This window comes from Candidatus Defluviibacterium haderslevense (assembly GCA_016712225.1).
GTDB lineage: Bacteria > Bacteroidota > Bacteroidia > Chitinophagales > Saprospiraceae > Vicinibacter > Vicinibacter haderslevensis.
The window spans coordinates 161,986-183,294 of record JADJRL010000003.1 but is presented as its reverse complement, the minus strand read 5'-3'; the positions used below and the strand labels follow the sequence as shown (position 1 = coordinate 183,294).

Annotated in this window: 24 protein-coding genes and 1 pseudogene; 1 reads left to right on the top strand and 24 read right to left on the bottom strand. The window is 31.9% G+C overall.

Features of this window, described 5'->3' with window-relative positions; genetic code table 11:
• Positions 1–137: 137 nt before the first annotated feature.
• The 15 genes from IPK88_01055 to IPK88_00985 form a co-directional block, all read right to left on the bottom strand.
• A complete protein-coding gene (locus IPK88_01055; GenBank protein ID MBK8241985.1) occupies positions 138–911 on the bottom strand; it encodes a metallophosphoesterase family protein in 774 nt (257 codons plus the stop codon).
• Entirely contained in the window at positions 908–1,564 is a 657-nt protein-coding gene (locus IPK88_01050; protein MBK8241984.1) for an MIP family channel protein, read from the bottom strand. Before IPK88_01050 ends, IPK88_01055 begins: the two co-directional genes overlap by 4 nt.
• A 103-nt stretch (positions 1,565–1,667) precedes the next feature.
• Entirely contained in the window at positions 1,668–2,012 is a 345-nt protein-coding gene (locus tag IPK88_01045; GenBank protein MBK8241983.1) for a hypothetical protein, read from the bottom strand.
• A 34-nt stretch (positions 2,013–2,046) separates the two neighbouring features.
• Positions 2,047–2,379 carry a winged helix-turn-helix transcriptional regulator gene (locus IPK88_01040; GenBank protein MBK8241982.1) on the bottom strand — a complete coding sequence of 111 codons (333 nt, stop codon included), beginning with the start codon at positions 2,377–2,379 and terminating at the stop codon, positions 2,047–2,049.
• 573 nt (positions 2,380–2,952) lie between these two features.
• A complete protein-coding gene (locus IPK88_01035; protein MBK8241981.1) occupies positions 2,953–3,318 on the bottom strand; it encodes a DUF2200 domain-containing protein in 366 nt (121 codons plus the stop codon).
• A 1-nt stretch (position 3,319) separates the two neighbouring features.
• Complete coding sequence (locus IPK88_01030; GenBank protein MBK8241980.1) at positions 3,320–3,712, bottom strand: DUF1801 domain-containing protein; 393 nt, start codon at positions 3,710–3,712, stop codon at positions 3,320–3,322.
• A 243-nt stretch (positions 3,713–3,955) separates the two neighbouring features.
• Positions 3,956–4,411 (bottom strand): DUF1801 domain-containing protein, encoded by a 456-nt coding sequence (locus IPK88_01025; protein ID MBK8241979.1) that lies wholly within the window; start codon positions 4,409–4,411, stop codon positions 3,956–3,958.
• Between the two features lie 202 nt (positions 4,412–4,613).
• Positions 4,614–5,399 (bottom strand): class I SAM-dependent methyltransferase, encoded by a 786-nt coding sequence (locus IPK88_01020; protein ID MBK8241978.1) that lies wholly within the window; start codon positions 5,397–5,399, stop codon positions 4,614–4,616.
• Between the two features lie 226 nt (positions 5,400–5,625).
• The gene (locus IPK88_01015) at positions 5,626–6,069 is read right to left on the bottom strand and encodes a VOC family protein (GenBank protein ID MBK8241977.1); all 444 of its coding nucleotides are present in this window, start codon (positions 6,067–6,069) and stop codon (positions 5,626–5,628) included.
• A 151-nt stretch (positions 6,070–6,220) separates the two neighbouring features.
• Positions 6,221–6,505, bottom strand: a complete 285-nt coding sequence (locus tag IPK88_01010) for a superoxide dismutase (protein ID MBK8241976.1) — start codon at positions 6,503–6,505, stop codon at positions 6,221–6,223.
• An 82-nt stretch (positions 6,506–6,587) separates the two neighbouring features.
• A complete protein-coding gene (locus tag IPK88_01005) occupies positions 6,588–7,382 on the bottom strand; it encodes a PhzF family phenazine biosynthesis protein (GenBank protein MBK8241975.1) in 795 nt (264 codons plus the stop codon).
• A gap of 761 nt (positions 7,383–8,143) precedes the next feature.
• Positions 8,144–9,307 carry a hypothetical protein gene (locus tag IPK88_01000; GenBank protein MBK8241974.1) on the bottom strand — a complete coding sequence of 388 codons (1,164 nt, stop codon included), beginning with the start codon at positions 9,305–9,307 and terminating at the stop codon, positions 8,144–8,146.
• Positions 9,308–9,457: 150 nt separating this feature from the next.
• Positions 9,458–10,255 carry a hypothetical protein gene (locus tag IPK88_00995; GenBank protein MBK8241973.1) on the bottom strand — a complete coding sequence of 266 codons (798 nt, stop codon included), beginning with the start codon at positions 10,253–10,255 and terminating at the stop codon, positions 9,458–9,460.
• Between the two features lie 325 nt (positions 10,256–10,580).
• Entirely contained in the window at positions 10,581–11,264 is a 684-nt protein-coding gene (locus IPK88_00990) for a response regulator transcription factor (protein MBK8241972.1), read from the bottom strand.
• On the bottom strand, positions 11,242–12,297 hold the full coding sequence (locus IPK88_00985) for a histidine kinase (protein MBK8241971.1): 1,056 nt from the start codon (positions 12,295–12,297) through the stop codon (positions 11,242–11,244). The genes IPK88_00990 and IPK88_00985 overlap by 23 nt, the downstream gene beginning before the upstream one ends.
• A gap of 194 nt (positions 12,298–12,491) precedes the next feature.
• On the opposite strand from IPK88_00985, the gene IPK88_00980 reads away from it, so the two are divergent.
• Positions 12,492–13,916: a serine hydrolase gene (locus IPK88_00980; GenBank protein MBK8241970.1), complete on the top strand. Its 1,425-nt coding sequence runs from the start codon at positions 12,492–12,494 to the stop codon at positions 13,914–13,916.
• 354 nt (positions 13,917–14,270) lie between these two features.
• On the opposite strand, the gene IPK88_00975 is transcribed toward IPK88_00980, so the two are convergent.
• The 9 genes and pseudogenes from IPK88_00975 to IPK88_00935 all read right to left on the bottom strand — a co-directional run bounded on the left by IPK88_00975 (position 14,271) and on the right by IPK88_00935 (position 21,235).
• The gene (locus IPK88_00975; GenBank protein ID MBK8241969.1) at positions 14,271–14,573 is read right to left on the bottom strand and encodes a DUF1330 domain-containing protein; all 303 of its coding nucleotides are present in this window, start codon (positions 14,571–14,573) and stop codon (positions 14,271–14,273) included.
• A complete protein-coding gene (locus tag IPK88_00970) occupies positions 14,570–15,106 on the bottom strand; it encodes an NAD(P)H-dependent oxidoreductase (GenBank protein MBK8241968.1) in 537 nt (178 codons plus the stop codon). Before IPK88_00970 ends, IPK88_00975 begins: the two co-directional genes overlap by 4 nt.
• Positions 15,107–15,175: 69 nt before the next feature.
• Complete coding sequence (locus IPK88_00965; GenBank protein ID MBK8241967.1) at positions 15,176–15,589, bottom strand: hypothetical protein; 414 nt, start codon at positions 15,587–15,589, stop codon at positions 15,176–15,178.
• 490 nt (positions 15,590–16,079) lie between these two features.
• Complete coding sequence (locus IPK88_00960) at positions 16,080–16,310, bottom strand: hypothetical protein (protein MBK8241966.1); 231 nt, start codon at positions 16,308–16,310, stop codon at positions 16,080–16,082.
• Between the two features lies 1 nt (position 16,311).
• Complete coding sequence (locus tag IPK88_00955) at positions 16,312–16,758, bottom strand: GNAT family N-acetyltransferase (GenBank protein MBK8241965.1); 447 nt, start codon at positions 16,756–16,758, stop codon at positions 16,312–16,314.
• A gap of 240 nt (positions 16,759–16,998) precedes the next feature.
• Positions 16,999–17,940 (bottom strand): annotated as a pseudogene (locus IPK88_00950) (NAD-dependent epimerase/dehydratase family protein).
• Between the two features lie 755 nt (positions 17,941–18,695).
• On the bottom strand, positions 18,696–19,265 hold the full coding sequence (locus tag IPK88_00945) for a hypothetical protein (GenBank protein MBK8241964.1): 570 nt from the start codon (positions 19,263–19,265) through the stop codon (positions 18,696–18,698).
• A 230-nt stretch (positions 19,266–19,495) separates the two neighbouring features.
• Positions 19,496–19,942, bottom strand: coding sequence for a hypothetical protein (locus IPK88_00940; protein MBK8241963.1), 447 nt, complete (start codon positions 19,940–19,942; stop codon positions 19,496–19,498).
• Positions 19,943–20,143: 201 nt separating this feature from the next.
• Positions 20,144–21,235, bottom strand: coding sequence for a hypothetical protein (locus IPK88_00935; protein ID MBK8241962.1), 1,092 nt, complete (start codon positions 21,233–21,235; stop codon positions 20,144–20,146).
• Positions 21,236–21,309 lie beyond the last annotated feature (74 nt).

Sequence of the window (21,309 nt, the reverse complement as noted above, 5' to 3'; positions counted from 1 at the left end):
GATGGTTTGAAACAATGGTCCGAAAATAGCTTTTCCGGCATCTCCAATGGCTAAATGAGATAGTAAAGGCTCTGGTTATTAAAAAATAAGAATCCGGTGTATGCATATCCTTTGATAGATTCATTTAATTACAAATTTCAATATGCTTTTCGTAACATGTCAGCATAAGCATTGGGCAGTATACTAGCTTCTACAGCTTTTGCTGCTTTCTCTACATCATAGGCTACACGAATAAATTCAACTTGAATACTGTTTTTATCAAATTTACTGCTGTTGTCATTGATTGTGATCAAAACATAGCAAGCTCTGGGATCTCCATCTTTTGGTTTGCCAATTGAACCTAAATTGATAGCATGGCGAAATGCTTTTTGTCCCTCTATATCATATTCAAATATTCGGTGATAAGGTTTGTGCGTATGACCAAAAAACAACAGATCTGCATTCGAATGTTCAAATATACGGAGCATACTCTTTTGATCTCGGTCTTCAAATAGATATTCATTTATTTTTCGGGGACTTCCATGAACCATCAATAAAAATAATGACGCATTGTTAAGTTGATATTCCACTTGTAGATGTGCCGGAAGTGTTCTCAGGTATTGTCGTTCATCAGGTTTAATCAACTGATTGGTCAGTGCAATGGATTGAGCACCCATTTCTTTTTCTTCATTTGTTTTATAGGCGCAACCACAATCATCTGATGATCTACCAACACCAAAATCGTAATTTCCTGCAATCGTTGGTATACCTCTTTTTCTAATTTCTTGGATGACTTCATTGGGCCAAACATTATAACCAACCAGATCACCCAAACAAAAAACGGAATCGGGTTTTGTAGATTCAAGATCTTTAAAGAAAGCTTCTAATGCTGGAAGATTGGAATGTATGTCACTGAATAATGCAATTTTCATAGTATTGGATTGTCTTTTTGATTTAGAAATTTCCATATTGGAATGGCTAAAGCGGCGCCCAATATTGTTGCAGTAAGGTAAACCCACAAATGTTCCATATGGCCACTGACTATGGCCGGTGCTAATGATCTTGCAGGGTTCATACTCGCTCCACTAACAGGTCCTGCAAACATGGCTTCTAACAAAACAGTTGAGCCGATCGCAAGCCCTGCAAACATTCCTTGTTCTTTACTTCCTGTAGCTACATGGATGATGACAAGCATGAGAAAGAAAGTGAGAATACATTCCAATATGAAAGATTGCAAGGGTGTTCCCGAAGGGATGGTTGCTCCTAAAAATTCATTTGTAGGGAATAAATAGTTGAGCACAAAACTTGCGAGAAAAGCACCAGCTAATTGACTGATAATGTATGGTGTAACTTGTTTCGCTTTAAACTTTTTAGCCAATGTAAATGCAATGGTCACTGCTGGGTTTAAATGAGCACCCGAAATATGCCCTAATGCGTATATCATCGCCATAACAATAAGTCCGAAGGTAATGGCGATACCAACGTGGGTAATGGCGCCTGAAGATTGTTGGTTAATAATGATAGCACCAGTTCCACAAAACACCAACGCAAAAGTTCCTAAAATTTCAGCGATATATCTTTTCATAATTTGGTGTTATAAATTTCTAATAAACGGATTGGAAGATGTTTGTTATATCTGTTCATATATTTTCAAGATCAGTTTTTTCATAGGCATATTACTAACAATGCTAGTAAAAATGCATTAACATTTTTGAACTCAATAATCTGTATTTTTCAATAAAATCAAATGTTCTGTTGGTTTCAAATTGACCATCGACCTTAATTTCTACATCGTCTTTCTTTGGATTCTTAGATGGAAGGCTAATCTTATTGTAGCGTGAAACGTCGTTTTTCAATGAACTTTTTTTTTGCAATGAACTGTTAGCTGACCATTCAAAGTTTGATATAAATAAATCGCCAGTGAATCGATACCTATCTACTTTAATTATAGTACGATGCAACGGGTAGCAGGCAGATGATTCTATGGCGTGGAATAAATGTTCAGTTGAAGTAGTTCTTAGATAATTGTTCATTGTGAATAATTTCATATTACATTAATCAGGAGGATTAACAACATTTTTTATTCTTCTTGACTAATGTTGTGGAAATCATTGCGAAATAACTTTCTAGTTTGGTAATAGCTTTTTCGTCGATACAATAACAAATCGTATTTCCTTCTATGTCCCCTTTAATAAGTCCTGCATTTTTGAGTTCTTTCAAATGTTGTGAAACGGTGGGTTGTGCCAGAGGCAATTCGTTAACAATATCACCACAAATACAAGTATCTACTTTAAGTAAATAGTCCATAATAGCAACTCTTGCCGGATGCCCGAAAGCTTTGGTAAGTGTAGAAATTTCGTTTTGTTTGTCTGAGAAATGATCAGTTTTGGTAGCACCCATGTTCTTATATTTAGATTGCAATATTACGATAAAGATTTTATATGCACAAATTATTTTTTTGAATGGTGAATAACAACCCAGTGCTTTCGACTTTGGTTAATGGAACACAGCGATAGTAAATAGACAGATACCCGATAGTTTGAGGGTCTTGGATAAACTTAAAGGGCTATTGTAGTTCCAAATTATTTGCTGTAGACACCAGTTTAACATTTGTATCCATGAGTTATGCCTTACTCATGTTCTTTAAACGTAGCGTATTTACTATAGTACATAAAGAACAAGGGTTTAATAGATTCATTTCAAATAAGACTAACATAAGAATTCCATCAAGACATTGAAAATGAATGGTCTTCTTGACATTCTCAATATTTTATTATCCAGTTAAAGGTTTCAATTATTCGTGATCTGTTTTTCAAAATATGATTTGAGCAGAAGTCTTCTAATGCTTATAAGTGGTAAGGATTTTAGAGTACTTTAGAATTGCATTGGTATCATGCTATGTTTAGATAATATTAAATGTACCAAAACATACTACTTATGTAATAACTATCTTATGGTCATATGTAATTTAAGCTAAACGGTTCGTAAAATTTTTTCCATTTTCCTTCCTTTCGCTAGTTCATCTACTAGTTTATCTAAATATCTTACTTGTTTGGTAATTGGATTTTCCAGATCTTCTATTCTATAACCACAAATAAGTCCTGTTATGAGGTGGGCATTTTTATTCAATGTTGCTTTCTTGAAGAATGTTTCAAAAGTAGCTTTTTCCGCTATGAGTTCTTCCATTTTCTTAAGATCATAACCAGTCAACCATTCTATTACCTGATGCAATTCATCTTTTGTTCTTCCTTTGCTTTCAATTTTTTTAATGTAGAGTGGATAAACCGATGCAAAAGTTAATTTTGCGATTCGTGCATTATGCTCTGCTGTTACTTCCATATTATTTTAATTTTTCTAATTTCCCTTTTCTTTTTACTAAATTTTTGTAATCCCATTGTATATCTCTGGACTTCTTCAGCCAGCGTTTTAAGTCTTGTACATCAATTTCTGAAACCCTGTTGTAAAAAACAGAAGCATCTTTAAATTTCTTGCCTTTCACATTTAAATGTTCTTCATCAAAGTCAGCGCCGCTCCAAAACATGAGTCTAATTCCTGACTTTTGTTTACTATAACCAACTATTGGATTGCCTTCTAAAAACCAGACAGGATGGGCATGCCAAATTTTACTATCTGCAAGTGTCAACTCTTGGTCGATTGTATCAGCCAGTACGCTGCAAATGTTGTTGTCTTCTATAGATTGGTCCTGGTTATATTTTTTTATATCTTCGTTCATTTCTAAAACGATTTGTAATATTTATATTTTCTTAATTTATCTCCATCCATGAACAGAATACAGGCAATTACTATTATCAATTTCAAAATCTCAAAGTCAAATTTACAATAACAATTCATGTGAAAATAATTGATGAAGGACTATATTTAATAATGACTTCATTTACAATATTGCCTTTTTCAAATAAAATCGTAGAGTGAATGTGCACAATCAATATCTGGAACAATTATTTAAAATACTATATTATTTTTTCAAGTTTTTCTCATAAATATTGATCCAATCATTTACGCTCATTTTTTTCATTAATTCTCCTATGAGTTGGTATGGAATATCATCAAATTTCTTAAATCGAATACAGCTTTTTCCCATATCAAGTTTTTGCTTAGTATGTTTGGGAAATTCATTTACGAACCAATTCAATAATTTGGGATCTGAATAAATTCCCATGTGATAAAAATTTATAGAATTCTTTTGGGAAGCAAGTCCAGCGAATGGCAATGGTTCGCTGGGTTTGCAGTGGTACCCGGCGGGATAAAGTGAATGAGGAATAACATAACCTAATCCACCATAACTAATAGCTGCTTCAAACCCTTTGGGTAGGTTTTTTACAATAACATCGTGTAGTTTGTTAAATGGCTCTACTCTGTCTTGCGGTAAATTGATGAGAATTTCTTCTACTGTTTTGCCTTCAGCTTTCATATTTAATTGATTTTTGTTTGTGTTTTTTTATCCTCGATTATGATATTATTTATTTCGAACTATTAAATGACACATCAAATGAAGTGGATTTATTCTAAGGATTGGGGATTAAATAGTTTTAGCTTTTTTAATGCTGGTCAAAAGTAAAATTTATTGGTCAAAATTACAACTACTATAATTAAATTTATATTATATTTTGTGTTCACTTTTTCTCAATAGTTATAAATAAATAGTCGCCTAATTCATCGATGTATTGGTTTTTAACTGATTCAAACGATTGACTATCTATGTCATTTTTAAGTTGTGATAAACCTTGATTTACTTCTTCTTTGTTCGCCAGTGATGTAAACGATGATATTCCATTGCGAATTAATGGGTCAAAATACCGGTCTGGATTATTTTTACCTACATATAAAAAACAATCTTTAAGGTCGTCTTGGATCAAGTATTTTTCAATATGCGTTATTACAAGTCCTGTTTGACTAATGACTTCTTGTATTGTTGCAAGTGATGGCATTTGAGATATGGAAGAAAGTAGCATTTTAGGAAAATAGTGATTAAGCCAATAGGTCTTCATTTGTTCAGGTGTAGATGTAAACAAAATAATTTTACCATTGTCCTTGAGTACTCTGTTTAGCTCAGTAAACGCTTGTCTGAGGTCTGACCAGTGATGTATAGTCAGGGTGGCAATAATCCCGTCGAAAACCATGTCATCTGTTGGTATGTGTTCAGCAGTTCCTATAAGCCAATGGATTTGTTGATTTCGACTATTGGCTTCGGCAAGCATTTTTGCTGATGGATCCACTCCGGTACATTTTAAACCTTTATCAGCTAAGGCAATGGTATAATTTCCCGTTCCACAACCAATATCAAGATAGTGTCCTTCTCTATTTGGCTGTAAAAAATGAAGAAGTCTTCCAGATAAATAAGGGTCAGCTTGTCTCGTTGAATTATACCCTGTTCCTATCCTGTCATATTTTATATCCATTTGGGTCGTTCATTAAAAGTGATGAATAGGAAGAAGGGAAAAAAGCGAAAAAGAAAGTTTTTACGGACACAATAATACTTTTAACTTTCAATGGGTTTCTGTATTTATTTATTTTAAATCAAGTAATTAACATAACTAAACTTTCCGACATAAAGCACGATAGTTCTTAGTTGATTTAACATTTGTGTGGAATTATTAAGATGTTTATTAAAAAAAATATTCTTGATTACTGCTGGTATTTTTGATTGGGCACATTAAACATCCACCGAATTCCAAATCTGTCCAGACAAACGCCCCAGTAGCCCCAGAATTCATCATGTGGTGGAACGCAATCAGTGCCACCTTGTGACAGTGCATTGTAGATTCTGTCGGCATCCTCTTTTGTGTCGGGTTCTAAACTAATGGTTGTGTTGTTGCCTATAATTAATTTATGACCCATGCTTTCCAGCATGTCTGTACCCATGATGTTAATCCCGCCTAAAATTGGAAGAGATACATGCATTACCATCTTTTTTTCAGCTTCGGAAAGTTGAGGCATGCCTTCTTGGTGGGGCATATCTCCCATTCGCATAATAGGTGCAGCCCAATCTGTTTTGAAAACTGATTTGTAACAGTTGAATGCTTCTTCAGCATTACCTTGAAAGTTCAGGTAGATGTTTGTCTTTGCCATTTGATTTTTATGTTAAATTGTTATTGAGCTTGCAAATGTAAAATTTTTGGTCAGTTCATTTATAATAAAATGTTGTCTTTTTTTATTCAATTTGAGTATAAATATTATTTAAATATAATTCAGGTTATTTTAACTTCTGTTACACAATTTATTATTTAATTATCCTTTCATACCCGGTATATGGCCTTAACTCCATAATGTCAAATTGAATCTTACCGGATTTTACCAAGGGCAAAGTTTCAAGAAGGGTTAGTGCTGATTCCTTATCCGAAGTTTCCAATATTAAAATGGCATTTTTGTTTTCTGTAAAATATATTTCTCTTAATGAATCTGAAAGATATAATTGAAATATATGTTGAGCCTCGACCTTTAATAGATCATCTAAATCATTCCAATCAACGCCTTTCGATTCTTTTTCAATGGCAAGTATTTTCATTGTATTATATTTTTTTTATTTTAAGATATAATGTGTAGGATTTTTATACCAATTTATCATATTTCAATGAAGATCTTTCAAATCATTCCAGGTTAATTTCTCCTGTTAAATACAATTTTGCTTTACCTCCAATCAAACATCTGTCATTATTGAATTCACAGTTGAGTTGCCCACCTCGTTCCGACAATTGAAGTGCAATAAATTTGGTTTTCCCTAGTTTTTTTGCCCAAATGGGTAATAATGAAGTATGCGCAGAACCTGTTACAGGGTCTTCATTGATCCCTGATTGGGGCGCAAAGAAACGAGATACAAAATCTACTTGATCACCCTCCGAAGTAACAATGAGTCCTCTTGCATTAAGTTTAGAGATTTCTGTTAAATTGGGTATGAGATTTTTTAACACCTTTTCGTTATCAATAATAGCAATGTAATCTGTTTTCCCTTTGTACACCGCTGTGGGTTTTATTCCAATACAATACTCTATGGTATGTTGCATACCATTGATAAATTCCAAATCATCTGTTGGAAAATCCAAATACAGCATGTCTTCCATTTTCGTTACACTTAACCATCCACTTCTCGGAGCATAAAATCGGATTGTTGATTCAGTATAGCCGAGTAAATTAAATAGTACAAATGCTGAAGCCAGTGTAGCATGTCCACATAAATCAACTTCGGTTGTTGGTGTAAACCATCTGATTTCAAAGTCTTTTCCAATTGGAACAATAAAAGCCGTTTCAGCTAAATTGTTTTCATGAGCAATCGATTGCATTAAATCATCAGGCAGCCATTGTTCCAGAATACAAACTGCTGCAGGATTTCCTGAAAACAATTTATCTGTAAATGTATCAATTTGAAATATTTTTAGGTTTTGCATATTTGGTCTTGTCATCTGAAAATCATATTAATTTCTTCTGTAAGCAGGTTGACTTTTGAATTAGAAAACACTCCACTTGCATCAAAGTTTAATGAAACATAAAAATTTAAGTCAACCATGATTAGCATAATATGTATTGTCTATGATTTTGTCCTTCAATTTTTTAGTAAATGAAACAAAAGCATCCAAATTATATTTTGTGAAGACAATTCCTACAGATACCTTTTTAGCCCCTCCTATTTTTTATAAACTATTCGCAGAATCCATTCACTAAATTGAGATTGTCCGAACATTAAAGTTAGCGTCCAGCTTTTTAGGAAGAAAGTCAATCTGCATCAATGAAATGAAAAATCTAAGCATTTTGAGTAAAAAAACATTAAGCATCATTCGAAATGGAATAAGCTGATCTAAAAATCGAAGTACAAAGATCAAAAGACTTTATTCTCTTGATTATTTCTACTATTATTAGCTGCTTTTATAGCCAGGAATGATCAGCCGTTTATCAAACTGAGTTCCTCAAGAATTTTATACACGATATCAATCCTTGAATTGTCAAAAAGTATGGCTCGATTAACATCATTTAAAGCCTTGCTGTCCATTTGAACACAATTTGAGAAATAACAAACTTGACTTTTCGTTTCAATATAAAATATGTTGCTTATCCAAACATTTCATCATAGTTTTTCTTATTCATTTTTTTGATCTTCATTGAAATGTATGATATCGATTTATGTTTTTGAAATCTACTTTTTTAGTTGTAGCTATTTTTCATTGTTTATTAGCTCCCAAACATTATTGTTGTAATTGGCTTTAGTTATTCCTGTTAATTTTTCAAGGGTTTGATAATATTTTTCGTTACCTTTCTCAAAAGGTCCGACATTTAATAATTCCCAAACTCCTGAAAAACCTTTTTCCTTTTCTATTTTCTTAACCAATAAAGCATTTACAATATAGTCGGCTGGATTAGTATAATTTCCTGTTTTGAATGTAACAGGATTTTCTTTAATATCAGTCCAGTCTATACTTTTATTATTTGCTATTTGTTCTTTAAAAGCTTTAAAAATTTCTTTCCAACTCAGACCCCAACTTCCACCATATAAATAAGCACAACCCTCGTCAACCGGTTTGTTGACCTTGCTTCTTGGAATGACTAAACTTAATCTATCATGAAATAAATCGTGTGGATCAAAAACATCGAAGTTTGAATTATTATTGCCGAAGACAATGAGTTTTCTGTTGCCATAAGATGAACTCCAAACACTTTCACGCCTTCCATTGTAATCAGCTTTGTATTCCACTCCAATTAGTTTTTCAAGTTCTATAAGATTGTCGCAACAATAATAGTCTATTATTTTATTTGTTGATTTCAGTTTTCTATCAAATGTTGAAGTCAACTTATAGAATTCATTTACTTTGTCATTATTGATGGTGTTTTTATAATGAAAAATATTATTCCCAACTTTTTTGGTTTTCCAATTTTTTGTATTTTTCAAAAGTGGTGAAGAAAAGGTGAACGAATTACTAGTCTTGTGAGCAATGAACTCAAAACTAGCTCTTAGTAAGGCTGTATTTTCATTTATTCCAATATAGGATATCTGGATCAAATAGGTATAGTCTTTGAGTAAAACAATATTCGTCAAATAGGGTTTGTAGAAATAATCATCTTTGAATTTACCACTTTTTTCAATTCCATTAATTTCGTCAAGCTGAATAAAAGTTTCTATTTTTTCATGTTCAAAAATAAATTTATTATCTTCATTTGGTTTTTGTGCTGCAAGTAAGAAGTCGTTAAGTGAAGTAATCAATGCTTTACTTTCAATACTGTCAATAGGCAGAACAATATTTGGATTGATCCGTAAGCTGTTAATTTGTGCTTCTGCAAAAAGACTTATAAATAGCAGACTTGTTGTAATGTATAATTTCATATTCTCTTATTTTCAATTTTTTATAATCAGTTTGGATGTTTAAACATTTGAACCATAGCTATTTTTAACTATTTCCAGTTTGAGTTTTAAGTTATCGGTTTTTCTTTAAACTACTAATGTCCTATAGTATTACTAAATAGCAATTTAATTTTAATTTCTGATATGTTGTACATCCAATGTTGTCGGATCATATTTATTTTTTTTGTACCAATTCATCATTTCTTCTTTATAGCTTTCTTCACTTGTAGAGTCCGTAATTAAGTTTTGGTAACTCATTTTCTTTATGTCTAAACAATATTGAGTTAATATCCAATCATTGTAATATACTTTTGGTGTAATGGTGTTATCTTCAAAAGTTAGTTCCCATGAATTTACATCAGTTTGATTTTGACGATCAATATTGTTGATGAGGCTTTTTTGATTTGAATTTTGTCTTGAAATGTATTCCGCATAACCTTCCCATTTCCAATTTGGAATATCTGCTATGGGATTTGACTTAATCAGTCCTAATCGATCATACTGTATACAATGCATCATTTCATGTGCTATTAGTTGGATTAAATTCCAATGGTATCCGTTTAACTGTACAAAGTTCTCTTTGCATTTCATTTTACCATAGATTACTACTTTATTATAAAATCCCCATGCAAATGCTTGTCCTTGAATAGCTTTTATAATACTTGGGTATGACGAGCCATCATTTAAGCATATATCAAGTTTGAGATTATTATTATAAAACTCACTTCTTGTTAAAAGCATTGCTGCTGAATCAAGTGACGAGAATAATAGTGCATCAATGGGTTTATTATGGAAAATGGTAAATTTATTATGAGTCGTTTTGTTGGCGTATGTTAGGATTGGATTTAAAATAATGATCAGTAAAAGTCCTGCTAGGAGTAATGATGTTGCTGTAAGTCTAAATGTCCATTTTTTAATTTGTCGTTTCATATTCTTTTTTGTTTTAATTTGATTTCCAACCCAAATGGAAGTAAATTGCATCAAACAAATATAACAATAAAATATGATCTTTTATTGCTTATATTACTCTGTTTTTTGTTTCAGGAAGAATTTGGCAACGAGTGTCATTCATACACCAATATTGTTGGCATTTCTTACAATATTATTAGGAGGAGTCTTTTTTTTCCAGTATTATTAAGTAGTCGATGTAAATATTCAATCCAAATTCTAGAATTAGTTTTTAACTTTAATTAATTTCACTAATTCTTTGAAACATATCGTTTCATCATTATTTTCGCATTTCATTTCTATCAAATTAATGTTTATATTTTTTGTTTATTAATAAATCTAAATTTACTTTGAAAGAAAGTCCAATTGGTATTATGTGTTGCTTCATTTTTATTTCTGATTTATTGATCATATCTATTATTTCGGTATTCACAATAAATGATTTATGGACCTGAATGAAATAATCTGGAAGGATATTCAGTACTTCAGAAATGCTGTAGCGTGCCAGTATTTTGGAATTTTGAAGATTGAAGGTAATATAGTTTCCATCTTTTTCAAGATATAGTATTTCGTGTGGGTTGACTCGATGTATCTGCTGGCCACTTTTAACAAATAGGTTTTTTGGTATAATAAGATCTTCATGGTCTTGATTTGCTTTTCGAATCGCCCTAGCAAATCTTTCGAAGCTTATAGGTTTTAGTAAGTAATCCACAGCTTCAATATCGTAGCTCTCAGCGGCATATTCAGAATATGCCGTTGTGAATATTATTTTTGAATTTGTTTTCAGTGATTTAGCAAATGCAAGTCCTGATAAATGGGGCATATTGATATCAAGTAGTATTAAATCTACCGGATTGGATTCAACAAAGGCTAGTGCAGTAATACCATTGCGAAAAGTTCCAGCAATTTCTATATTTTCGAAGCGCAATATATAGCCTCGTAGCAAATCGATGGCTTTAGGTTCATCATCAACGATTACTACTTTCATCATTTGTCGTTATTTTTAATTCTACAATAAAGAAATCACTTTTTTTAATGTTTAATTCATGCTTATCTGGATATACAATATTAAGTTGCTCTTTTATTGTGTTAATCCCAGTACCATTTTTATTTTGCCAAATCTGATTTTGTAACATACGATTACTAATTCTAAAGAATACCTGATTGTGGATTTGAAGGTCAAAAAGTATTTCAATGGATGATTTTGCTTCGGGAATGGTTCCATATTTAAAAGCATTCTCGACAAATGGTAAAAACAGTCCTGGTTCTACTTTTTGTGAGGTATGTGCTCCTTCTATATTTATGATGCAATGCACTTCGTTTGAGTCATATCGAAGTTGTTGTAAACCAACATAATTACGAATGAATTCAATTTCATTTGCTACGGTTACAGTATTCTCTTTAGATTCGTCCACTACATACCTGAGTAATCCGGATAGTTTATGGATGGCATTAACCAGTTGTGGTGATTGTTTATGATCGACTAAAGCAAGTAGATTGTTCAATGCATTAAATAGAAAGTGTGGTTGCAATTGTCGGCGTAATAATGTCAATCTATATTGATTTTTCTCAGCTATCAAAATTTGTGTTCTATTTTCATTGATTACAAATAATTTTGATAATGCGTAAAGTGTAGAAATGGCCATGTAAAAAATGAATATTGAAATTCCTAAAATGATTGATACTTTAAGTGAATTTTTTGGAAAAATTAGCCATTGACTTGTGAAATAACCACCTATAAAAAAGATGAAAAGGGTTATTGATATTGCTATATACTTTAGTTTCTGCACATTTCGTTGCAAATGAACCAAAATGAAAACATTTAAATAAAAGAGAATGGCATTAAACAAGATGCAAACCAGTAAGGATTTAATCAAATCGGGATTACGGTTCACATATTGCGTTTCCTCTCCGTTGATCATATAAACTTCATGGGATTGAACAGAAAGACTAGATACGAGGAGCCAGCCGGACAATAACCAAAAAATGATATTGACTATAATTTCGAAGTATTTGATTTTCATTTGTCAAATTTAAGAGATTTATTTTATTTATTACGGGTGTGTTATGAAATACTGGTTTTGTGGTATAAACACCAAATAGTTGATAAGTTATTGATGTAAACGTACATTTGTAACAATTCAAATGGTTTTTGTACCATTTTTGATTTAATAGCATTAGGTAGGTATAATTTTGCTTTCTATAAAATGAATAGTATATGAAACACATTATGTTTTTTATTTTTATTGTGGTATTCTTGAATGCTGCATGTTTGGGTCAAAATGGAAAAAGCATGGGGTCCATAATAAAAGTAGATACTTCCAAAATATCCTCTAAAATGGATAGCTATATTAAGGGGTATACTGATCTTGACCTATTTTCCGGAGTCGTTATCATTGCATATGATGGAAAGCCAATTTACCATAAGCCATTTGGCCTGGCTGACCGGGAAAGGAACATTCGCGTAACACCTAACACAAAATTTCTAATTGGAAGTATGAACAAAACATTTACTCAGGTAGTCATACTGCAATTGGTCAGTGAGGGCAGACTTAGATTGAGTGATAAGCTAGTGGATCATATTGCAGGATTTCAACAACCTGATGCTATGAAAATTACTGTTGAGCATTTGTTGAATCATCGATCAGGTTTTGGAGATTATTTTGGTCCCGAGTATTTTAATCTTCCTTATGATAAGAAAAATATTCAAGGTATAATGGAACTACTTAAAGATCGAACCCTTGATTTTACACCTGGTGCCGGGGAACAGTATTCGAATGCAGGATACATATTGCTTGGGGCTATTATAGAAAAGGTGACAGGCCAATCCTATTCAAAGAATGTAAATGATAGGATACTTCGTAAGCTCAATTTGAAGGATATTTATACAGAGCATATTGATGCAATTCCTGATAAATCTATTGGCTATCTGAAAACCATAAATGGCGTTGAAGACAATATGGAGTTTATTACGGAACCAAGGAGTGATGGTGGTTTTTGGGCAACTGCCTCTAATATTTTGATTTTTTACAGAAATTTTTTTTATGGGAATACTTTATTGAGTGAAAAAATGAAGGAGCCATTGGAATTTTTTAAACGACTCAATCAGGTTCCGCCTGGTAAAGCTATAGGTATGGCAGGAGGAATGAACGGGATTAATACGATATATAGCGAAATGCCGAATGAAAAAATCAGCATTGTTGTAATGGCGAATATGGATGAACCTGTTGCTGAAAAAATAGCCAGCGGAATCAAACAATTAATCACATGTCAAACGCCTGATCCGGTTGCAATACCTGTGAAACTAGCTGTGTACAATGAATATAAATCAAATGGTTTCCAGTCACTAAAAGATAATTTTGAATCGCTAACATCCAATTTCAATCATCAGGAACCTAAAGATGCAATTTTGAATATGCTTGGATATGATTTACTCCTAAGTGGTCATTTAAAAGAGGCACTTGAACTGTTTAAACTAAATACTGAACTATTTCCTAATATAGCTAACTGTTGGGACAGCTATGGAGAGGCATTACTCAAGGGTGGAAATGAAAAAGCAGCTTTAGCTGCTTATGAGAAGGCGTTGAGTATCAATCCAAATATCCATTCTTCACAGAAGGCAGTCAAAATGTTGACGAAATGAGAAGGTGATTCACACCATAAGACAAAAGTTGTTTGTCTAAATTAATCAACTTTAAATACTCAACTTAAATTTTTAGAAATATCTTCTTTCGGATTTTGATTGTTTAGTAGTTTTACTGAATGGCTTTGAATATAAAAGAGTCAATGGTTATCTATAAATCAACAAATCCAAAGTTGTCAAATTTAAATTGAAATGAGAATTTGGTTATTGATTGTCGTTAGTTAAGAGATGTCAAATCAAGAATTTTTACATTAGCTAAGGTAGGTATTTTTTTATTATAATTTTTTTTCATCTAATTTTCTTTCGGTTAAGATTGTATATATGACTTAAAGTTGTATGTTGACTTTATTCATCTCATACTTCTGTTCCTTTAATTAGCATTGATGTCTTTATGGATTGTTCCTTTAAATGTAAAATATTTTTTCGTTCCTCGTCTTTCATAAAGTTGTCAAAGTCTTGTTGAGTTTCAAATTCTATGAGATGAATTTCATAGGGCTGATCCATATGAGTTTCTATGAAGTTGCTTGCTGTAGGTCTAACTCTCAATAGAAGCCTCCCGTTATATTTTAAGATAATCGGAATGGCTACGCTTTCAAATTCTTCAAAAACATTTTCCTGGCCTTCAATAATGTAGATGAGTTGAGTTATATATATCATTGTTTTATTAATTTGTCTAATTCGCTAATAAAATTTTTAAGTTCTGCTGATGTTTTTATGTTTAATAAATTGCTTTCGGAATCAAACTTAGCTTTTACACCTTTAATTAGCAAAGTCGTTTCCGAATTGAATTTCGCCATTACGGTCTTCATAATGAGTTGCAATTCTTCATATCCTTTTTCTCCATTAGCTGATGCGGTAATCAGACCACATGGTTTGTCTTCAAATATGGTAGTTGCAATACACCATTCTAATGCATTTTTTAGGCCGCTCGGAATACTAAATACATATTCTGGGGTGCAAATGATAATACCATCAGCGTGTTCAATTTTGTTTCTGAATTCTAGTATTTGTTTGGGAGGATTGTTGGCGGAAAGTTCGGGATCAAAATGAGGAAGTAATTTTAAATCATTGAATATTGTCAAATTAAATGTATCACCACTTAAAATTTCAATTTTTTCAACAAGTTTTAGGTTTGTCGAATTAGCACTCGCACTTCCAATAATGGCAAAAATATTTTTCTTAGCACTCATTTATAAGTTGTTATAGTTTTATATGGACTACACCATGCACAAAAGAAGGATGTAAAATTACCATTTATTTTATATCTTCTCCATTTCAATATTTTTGAAAAGATGATTGTGTTGTTTTTTAAAAATGCGGTGTATAATAGATTGAATAGGAAATGGTGATTGAATTTGAATATTTTCTTCAACAACTGTAAAGTCACTGTAGGCCTTTAATACAAATGTCATTTCAATTTTTGTAAATTTCAGAATAGTAGCACGCATTATTACAATTTTTTCAAAAGGTTTACTTTCAATGGTTACAGGATAAGTAAATGAACAGGGAATAAATAAAAATTTTAATGTCTCATGGATTATATAACTGTCATTGCCGTTAGAATCAATTTGAGTAATAATGGGATGTACCTTTAAAAATTTTTGCATATCAGTAAGATATTCATAAATAAAGGCAGATGTTTTTTGAATTGTAAATGATAGTTCAATGGGCATATATATGATATTTATTTATATATTGAATATTATATTTTCATCATACTATGAGCGTTACTTATAATGACCTATTATCACAAGTAAAAGCGGGATTGCTTTAAGATAACAATATGAAGAAATAGGATCAACTCAACTTCTCCAATCGAAGAATGGGTCTTTGCTATCCGTTAATACCAACTCAAGCTGCGTAATTCTAGGTCCTATGACTGATCATGCTCCTAGGTTCGTTAAAATATTCATTGAATGATCAAGTAACCAGTTATGGTAAACATTTCATAGAGTTGCTTGTCTTCATGTCTTATGCTTGGAGCGATTTTTGAAAATGCAACGAAATGTTAGTTGTATGCTGTTTTGTATCATTGCATTACTGTTCAATTATTCAACAATAAACAATTTATAAATCGCAAGTATAATGATTGAAAATGTTATAGTTTCTAAAATCAAGGCAACTTTTTTCATCCGGTGTTTATTTTCTTCCTTCATTTTTTATTTAATTTATTTGTGAGTTTGGATATGTATATCCAGTTTTTATTTCTTTTGTCTTAATGGGTCTAATTTCAATTTTCGCAGAAAGAAAACTCACAAATTCCGGATTGGACTTTGAGATTTTTATACCAGCTGCAAGATCGTCTGCCAACATGAGATAATAGCCGACTTGAGTGACCAAATCAGTTGCAATGTCATTTTGAGCCCAACCTGTTTCCGTTTTTATCCTTGACATGTTATATTGAATAAACGTTTTTATTGTGAAGTTCCATCCATTTGGAAGGGTCTGCGATGTCTGTCCAACCGAATTGATGGTACAGCCCATGTGCATCACCTGTGAGTAGTATCCAACGTCTTAGACCTTGTAGTTGCGGATAGTTCATAACGGTTTCTATTAACCACTTAGATAATCCTTGGCTCCTGTATACTTCTAAAATATAAACATCACCTAAATAGGCGACGGTTGCATAGTCTGTGATTATTCTCGCAAACCCAATTTGTCTGTTATCATCATAAACTCCAAAGCATAATGAATTTTCAATGGAAGTTTGTACTTTTTCTTTTGGAATATTTTTACACCAGTAAGCCTTGGTGGATAAAAATTCGTGAATGGCATCAAGATCTAGTTTTGTTTTGTCCGTTGATATACTAAATTCATCTTTGTAAATATTGAGGTCTACCATTGTTTATGTTTCATGTTTTGAAAGTATGGGTCAGCTGACACAAGGTAAAATTGATGTTGACATCTAAAACCAAGTTATTGGAATTTGAATTTACTGGCATCTAATATCGAAGATATTCCTTTATTATTTTCTATATGCGATATTTCGATCTTTAGTTGGGAAGCTGTTAAGAAGCTCATGGCTTTCATTTTTTTATTTTTATTATCGACTTGTATTGAATGTTATATCTATGCCTTAATGTTAACTGTTTGAATTTTGTGTTTTCAGATTTTCAAGGAGTAGTCTAATGCCTTCTTTGGGTGTTGTAGCTGTAATTCCAAATCGTTTTTCAAATTTGGTGCTGTCGAAAATATAATCTTGTTCATATTGATAGATCATCTCTGGAAACTCTCTCATAATTGGAATAAACCATCCAAGTATTTTAATCAACCAAACGGGTACAGTTTGAATCTTAGCTTCGACTTTTATTTCATTTGCAATTAATTGGATCCATTGCAGATTTGTTAATTTTTCTTTTGTAGTAGGAACATGCTATACTTGATTATATGCATCATTTGTATTTCCGAGTAAAGCAGTTGCCTTTGCGGCATCAGGTGTAAATGTATAAGTATGAATTTTGTTGACATTGCCAAATGCCTGTGCCTTTTTCCCTTTCATAAAATTATCAATTACCATCATATTGAGCGCACTGTTTTTATTGTCAGGTCCATAAAAGTCAGCAGATCTGGCTATAAGTGCAGTAAGATTATTGTTCTCCACTTCATTCATAATCATGTCGTGCAGTTGCTGTCTTACCGCCCCTTTTTTGCTGGGTGCAAGGATAGATGAAGTTTCAGTCATATGTGGAATTGCTGATTTATCATACATATAGACATTATCAAAAAAAACAAGTTTAACATGGTGGAGTTTACATGCATTAATTACTGTTTCCATAAACGTTGGCCAGGTTTTTTGCCAAACACTTAATTTATACTCGAATCCAATAACGACATATACGACCTCACTTCCTGATATGGCCTTTTCGATTTGACTTTGGTCATTTAAGTCAATTGGATAAAGCTCATCAGTTTCATTTACTTTTTTTGGATTTCTACTTACCAATCTAATTTTATTGGTATATTTTTTTAATTCTTTGGCTAATGGGATTCCAATGGCTCCGCCTGATCCTAAAATGGTTTGCATATTGATTATTTATTATTAATTTATAGTTGATATTTTTAAATGCTTGCTGGTTCTTCAATAGAAAGTTTATGTTTTCAAAAGGATACAATGTATAGCTTGAATCATATTTGTTCTTAAAATTTTATGGTTAGCATCTGTGAATCTTTGATTTAGAGTCTCGTTTATCAAGTGAAAAGTCCTGACTTTGAAGTTTTTAAATCTTGAAAGACGTTCATTTATTTTCTAATAATTATGGGCTTGGTTAAGCCTACATACTCGCTAAGATACAAAACTAGCTAGTTTTAATCTTGATTTAGGTATTTTTTTTACTTTAGAAGTGGAATTCAATAGAAGATATTGTATGTATTTTTTGAAAACTCAATTTGTAGAAGTAAGACATCATATAATACTACCAAACACAACTAAATCTAAATAGCACTTCATATCATTTTCATTTGGCAAGGATAATAGACATGAAATAATGACTTTTAAAAATAATTTTACTAATTTCAAATTTGATCCCTCTCAATGTTCTCATAATATTATCAACTCATTGATCCGCATTTTATTTTTTCCAGTTATGGCCCTCCAATTCAAATAATTAATTCAATGATTACTTTAACCAAAATAGCCTAATGATTTGATCCCAGTAATTGACAAATCTAATTTCAAGACATAGTTTACATAAACTTCATTCAAAAACTTTATATTTCAGTGCTGGCACTAAATTAAATCGGAAGAGAACTTATTATATATCTTTTAAATTAGTACTAGTGTTATGTTTTTAGTTGAATCTTATTTATTTTATTTAAGAGCTGAATCGCTTTTTTCTTGCTGTCATTTCTACTGTTTTGTGTAGCTCGATTTATAAAATCAATGGCTTCTTTGTTGTTCATTATATCAGAAATACATGATTTGAATACTTCCAGAACTTTTCCAATGGCAATGTTTTTACACTCGTTTGTATCAAAGATGTCCTGGTCTACTAACAACAATTCCTTGAATATTTTCTTTTTGAATTGAGGTTTGTTCTGAGCAATAAGACCAAGTGCAAATGTGGTGTGGTTGCAAGTAATAAGTTGACCACTATGAAGTAGTTTGACCAATCGTTGGATACAGTTGGCAATTTTGTTTTTTTGATCAACGGAAGATAAATAACCCATAAGATCTATACCAGTCCACTTCAGTATATTATTTTGTTCATTCAATAAGGTAAGTAGTAAGTCAAGATGTTTGTAAAGTTGTTGGGGATTTTCTGACCCAATATTGATCAACTCTTTTGCAAATCCATATTTTATTCTAGGGTCTGATGATTTTAATTTGTCAAAATCAATTGTACTTGTCATTTTTCTAATTTTGATTTCGTTGGTTCTGATGTTTTGTATTGTTATGTTTTTGATTGATAATTGACAGCTACTTGAAGGGAGGGACTTTTATAATAAGCTTTATTTTTTTTAGAAATCTAAGCTTTTATTAAACATTAATGCTGACTTTAGAACACGAAATCTCAGGGTTTGGTTTCTTTTGCTATGTATTATTTGTCTAATTATAGTCAGTTGTTTTTAATTTTTATTTTCTATTTGTCTCTTGCTGTTAGTACAAGATCAACAATGTCATGTGATAAATTTTCGTCTTGATATTTTCTTTCCATATCAATTGATTTGTCTGCTAGTTTAACAGCTTTTAATGCATATTTTACTGCTATCAATGAATGGTCAGCCATATGTGCGGTAGCAACTGCATGTCCTATTGAACGTGCTATTGCAATTTCAATTTGATCTTTCGATTCTTGTGCTACTTCAATTGCGTTTAATGATGCTTGTCTTGCTTGACCAACAGAAGCATTGTCTTTTGTCCAGTTTCTTGCAATTTCAAGTGCATATTTCAACCGTTTGTCAATGGTTTTGGTGTAGTATAGTAAAATATGTTCAACACATTTACAAGCCCATAGTATTAAATGTTTATGCTGCTCTTTTGTCAAAGATCCTCCTCGATGTTCTGCTATAAATCGTTTGTCTCTCATCTAATTATTTTCAGATATTTTATAGTTATGTTTTGTCTTTTTGCAATGACCATTAACATTTTATAGCTCTACGATAGTTGCGATTTCGAATGACAAATCGATCTGCCTGCATGGATTTTGAGCGGAAGTACAAAGAAACATTCAAGTATGAAAATCCATTTTTTACCACACGCATAATTGACATTTCTCTTTATTAGGTTGTCAAGGATTGAATTTTTCAAAAGTATTTCCATTAAATTTAAATGTTCCATTTTCTGGTGTTCCTAGCCATAGATAGCCTTGATTGTCTTTGTACATCGAAACCAACTGAACATCTTTGTTGTCATCTTTAACTGTATAATTTGTAATCGTTTTGCCGTCATATTTATATACACCTTTGTCCCAAGTCGTCAACCAAATAGTTCCATCATGGTCTTCTAAAATGTGGGAATAATATATGTATTCTTCTCCATCAAAAATTTGAGTATTTCCAATACCTTTTATTTTATGATATTGAAGTCTGTCGCTTTTTATTGTTTTTTCAAAATCGAACTTATACTTATGCCATGTGTTACACAACCAAAAATCGCCTTTTCTATCTTCAAAAATAGAGCGTATACCAAAAGTTCCACCATTGCTTGAAACTATTGTTAAATCCTCTTCATACATCCATTTTATGGATTGTCCATCATATCGGCAAGCACCAAAAACAGAAGTGCCAAACCACATGGATCCTTTTCGGTCTTTGTAAATGCAATAAACTTCGTAAGGACTAAAAAATGGATTAATTCCTCGATTTGTAATTTCATCGTGTAAGTAGTGTTTTGGAAATTCTAATTGATAGAGAATTTTTCCGTCATAGCGATAAGGACCGTGTTCTCCTCTTTTACCCAAAATATGAAACCACAAATCACTTTTTTCTAATTTCCATTCTTTGCTTTTTGTTGGTTGTAAAGTAGAGATTTTTTGACCATCAAATTTATTGATACCACCCAGCGTTGAAAAATAAATATTGCCAAATTGGTCTTCTTGAATTTGTCTTATACTGTCGTTGGCAAGTCCATCTTTGATAGTGAAATTAACTATAGTTTTTCCATCATAACGATATACTCCTTCGCCATTACTACCAAACCAATAGTTATTCCGCTTGTCTTGATACACATACCATAAATGATCACCAAGTTTCTTTACGGTATCGCCTAGTGCAATGTTTTTACTTAATACCTGGACTTTAGAATCACTATTTTTTGTATACCCAATACAGGATGCCAATATGGTCAGGATGCTAAAAAATATGCTTATTTTTATTTTCATTGTTTTTCATTCAAGGTTTTCACTATTGCCATTGTGTTACTCATTATTGTTTTGGTTTAGGCTATTCTGAATCC

Bases quoted from the DNA above. Each gene is read 5' to 3' on its own strand.
- IPK88_01055 (MBK8241985.1), bottom strand. From the start codon at position 911: ATGAAAATTGCATTATTCAGTGACATACATTCCAATCTTCCAGCATTA.
- IPK88_01050 (MBK8241984.1), bottom strand. From the start codon at position 1,564: ATGAAAAGATATATCGCTGAAATTTTAGGAACTTTTGCGTTGGTGTTT.
- IPK88_01045 (MBK8241983.1), bottom strand. From the start codon at position 2,012: ATGAACAATTATCTAAGAACTACTTCAACTGAACATTTATTCCACGCC.
- IPK88_01040 (MBK8241982.1), bottom strand. From the start codon at position 2,379: ATGGGTGCTACCAAAACTGATCATTTCTCAGACAAACAAAACGAAATT.
- IPK88_01035 (MBK8241981.1), bottom strand. From the start codon at position 3,318: ATGGAAGTAACAGCAGAGCATAATGCACGAATCGCAAAATTAACTTTT.
- IPK88_01030 (MBK8241980.1), bottom strand. From the start codon at position 3,712: ATGAACGAAGATATAAAAAAATATAACCAGGACCAATCTATAGAAGAC.
- IPK88_01025 (MBK8241979.1), bottom strand. From the start codon at position 4,411: ATGAAAGCTGAAGGCAAAACAGTAGAAGAAATTCTCATCAATTTACCG.
- IPK88_01020 (MBK8241978.1), bottom strand. From the start codon at position 5,399: ATGGATATAAAATATGACAGGATAGGAACAGGGTATAATTCAACGAGA.
- IPK88_01015 (MBK8241977.1), bottom strand. From the start codon at position 6,069: ATGGCAAAGACAAACATCTACCTGAACTTTCAAGGTAATGCTGAAGAA.
- IPK88_01010 (MBK8241976.1), bottom strand. From the start codon at position 6,505: ATGAAAATACTTGCCATTGAAAAAGAATCGAAAGGCGTTGATTGGAAT.
- IPK88_01005 (MBK8241975.1), bottom strand. From the start codon at position 7,382: ATGCAAAACCTAAAAATATTTCAAATTGATACATTTACAGATAAATTG.
- IPK88_01000 (MBK8241974.1), bottom strand. From the start codon at position 9,307: ATGAAATTATACATTACAACAAGTCTGCTATTTATAAGTCTTTTTGCA.
- IPK88_00995 (MBK8241973.1), bottom strand. From the start codon at position 10,255: ATGAAACGACAAATTAAAAAATGGACATTTAGACTTACAGCAACATCA.
- IPK88_00990 (MBK8241972.1), bottom strand. From the start codon at position 11,264: ATGATGAAAGTAGTAATCGTTGATGATGAACCTAAAGCCATCGATTTG.
- IPK88_00985 (MBK8241971.1), bottom strand. From the start codon at position 12,297: ATGAAAATCAAATACTTCGAAATTATAGTCAATATCATTTTTTGGTTA.
- IPK88_00980 (MBK8241970.1), top strand. From the start codon at position 12,492: ATGAAACACATTATGTTTTTTATTTTTATTGTGGTATTCTTGAATGCT.
- IPK88_00975 (MBK8241969.1), bottom strand. From the start codon at position 14,573: ATGATATATATAACTCAACTCATCTACATTATTGAAGGCCAGGAAAAT.
- IPK88_00970 (MBK8241968.1), bottom strand. From the start codon at position 15,106: ATGAGTGCTAAGAAAAATATTTTTGCCATTATTGGAAGTGCGAGTGCT.
- IPK88_00965 (MBK8241967.1), bottom strand. From the start codon at position 15,589: ATGCCCATTGAACTATCATTTACAATTCAAAAAACATCTGCCTTTATT.
- IPK88_00960 (MBK8241966.1), bottom strand. From the start codon at position 16,310: ATGTCAAGGATAAAAACGGAAACAGGTTGGGCTCAAAATGACATTGCA.
- IPK88_00955 (MBK8241965.1), bottom strand. From the start codon at position 16,758: ATGGTAGACCTCAATATTTACAAAGATGAATTTAGTATATCAACGGAC.
- IPK88_00945 (MBK8241964.1), bottom strand. From the start codon at position 19,265: ATGACAAGTACAATTGATTTTGACAAATTAAAATCATCAGACCCTAGA.
- IPK88_00940 (MBK8241963.1), bottom strand. From the start codon at position 19,942: ATGAGAGACAAACGATTTATAGCAGAACATCGAGGAGGATCTTTGACA.
- IPK88_00935 (MBK8241962.1), bottom strand. From the start codon at position 21,235: ATGAAAATAAAAATAAGCATATTTTTTAGCATCCTGACCATATTGGCA.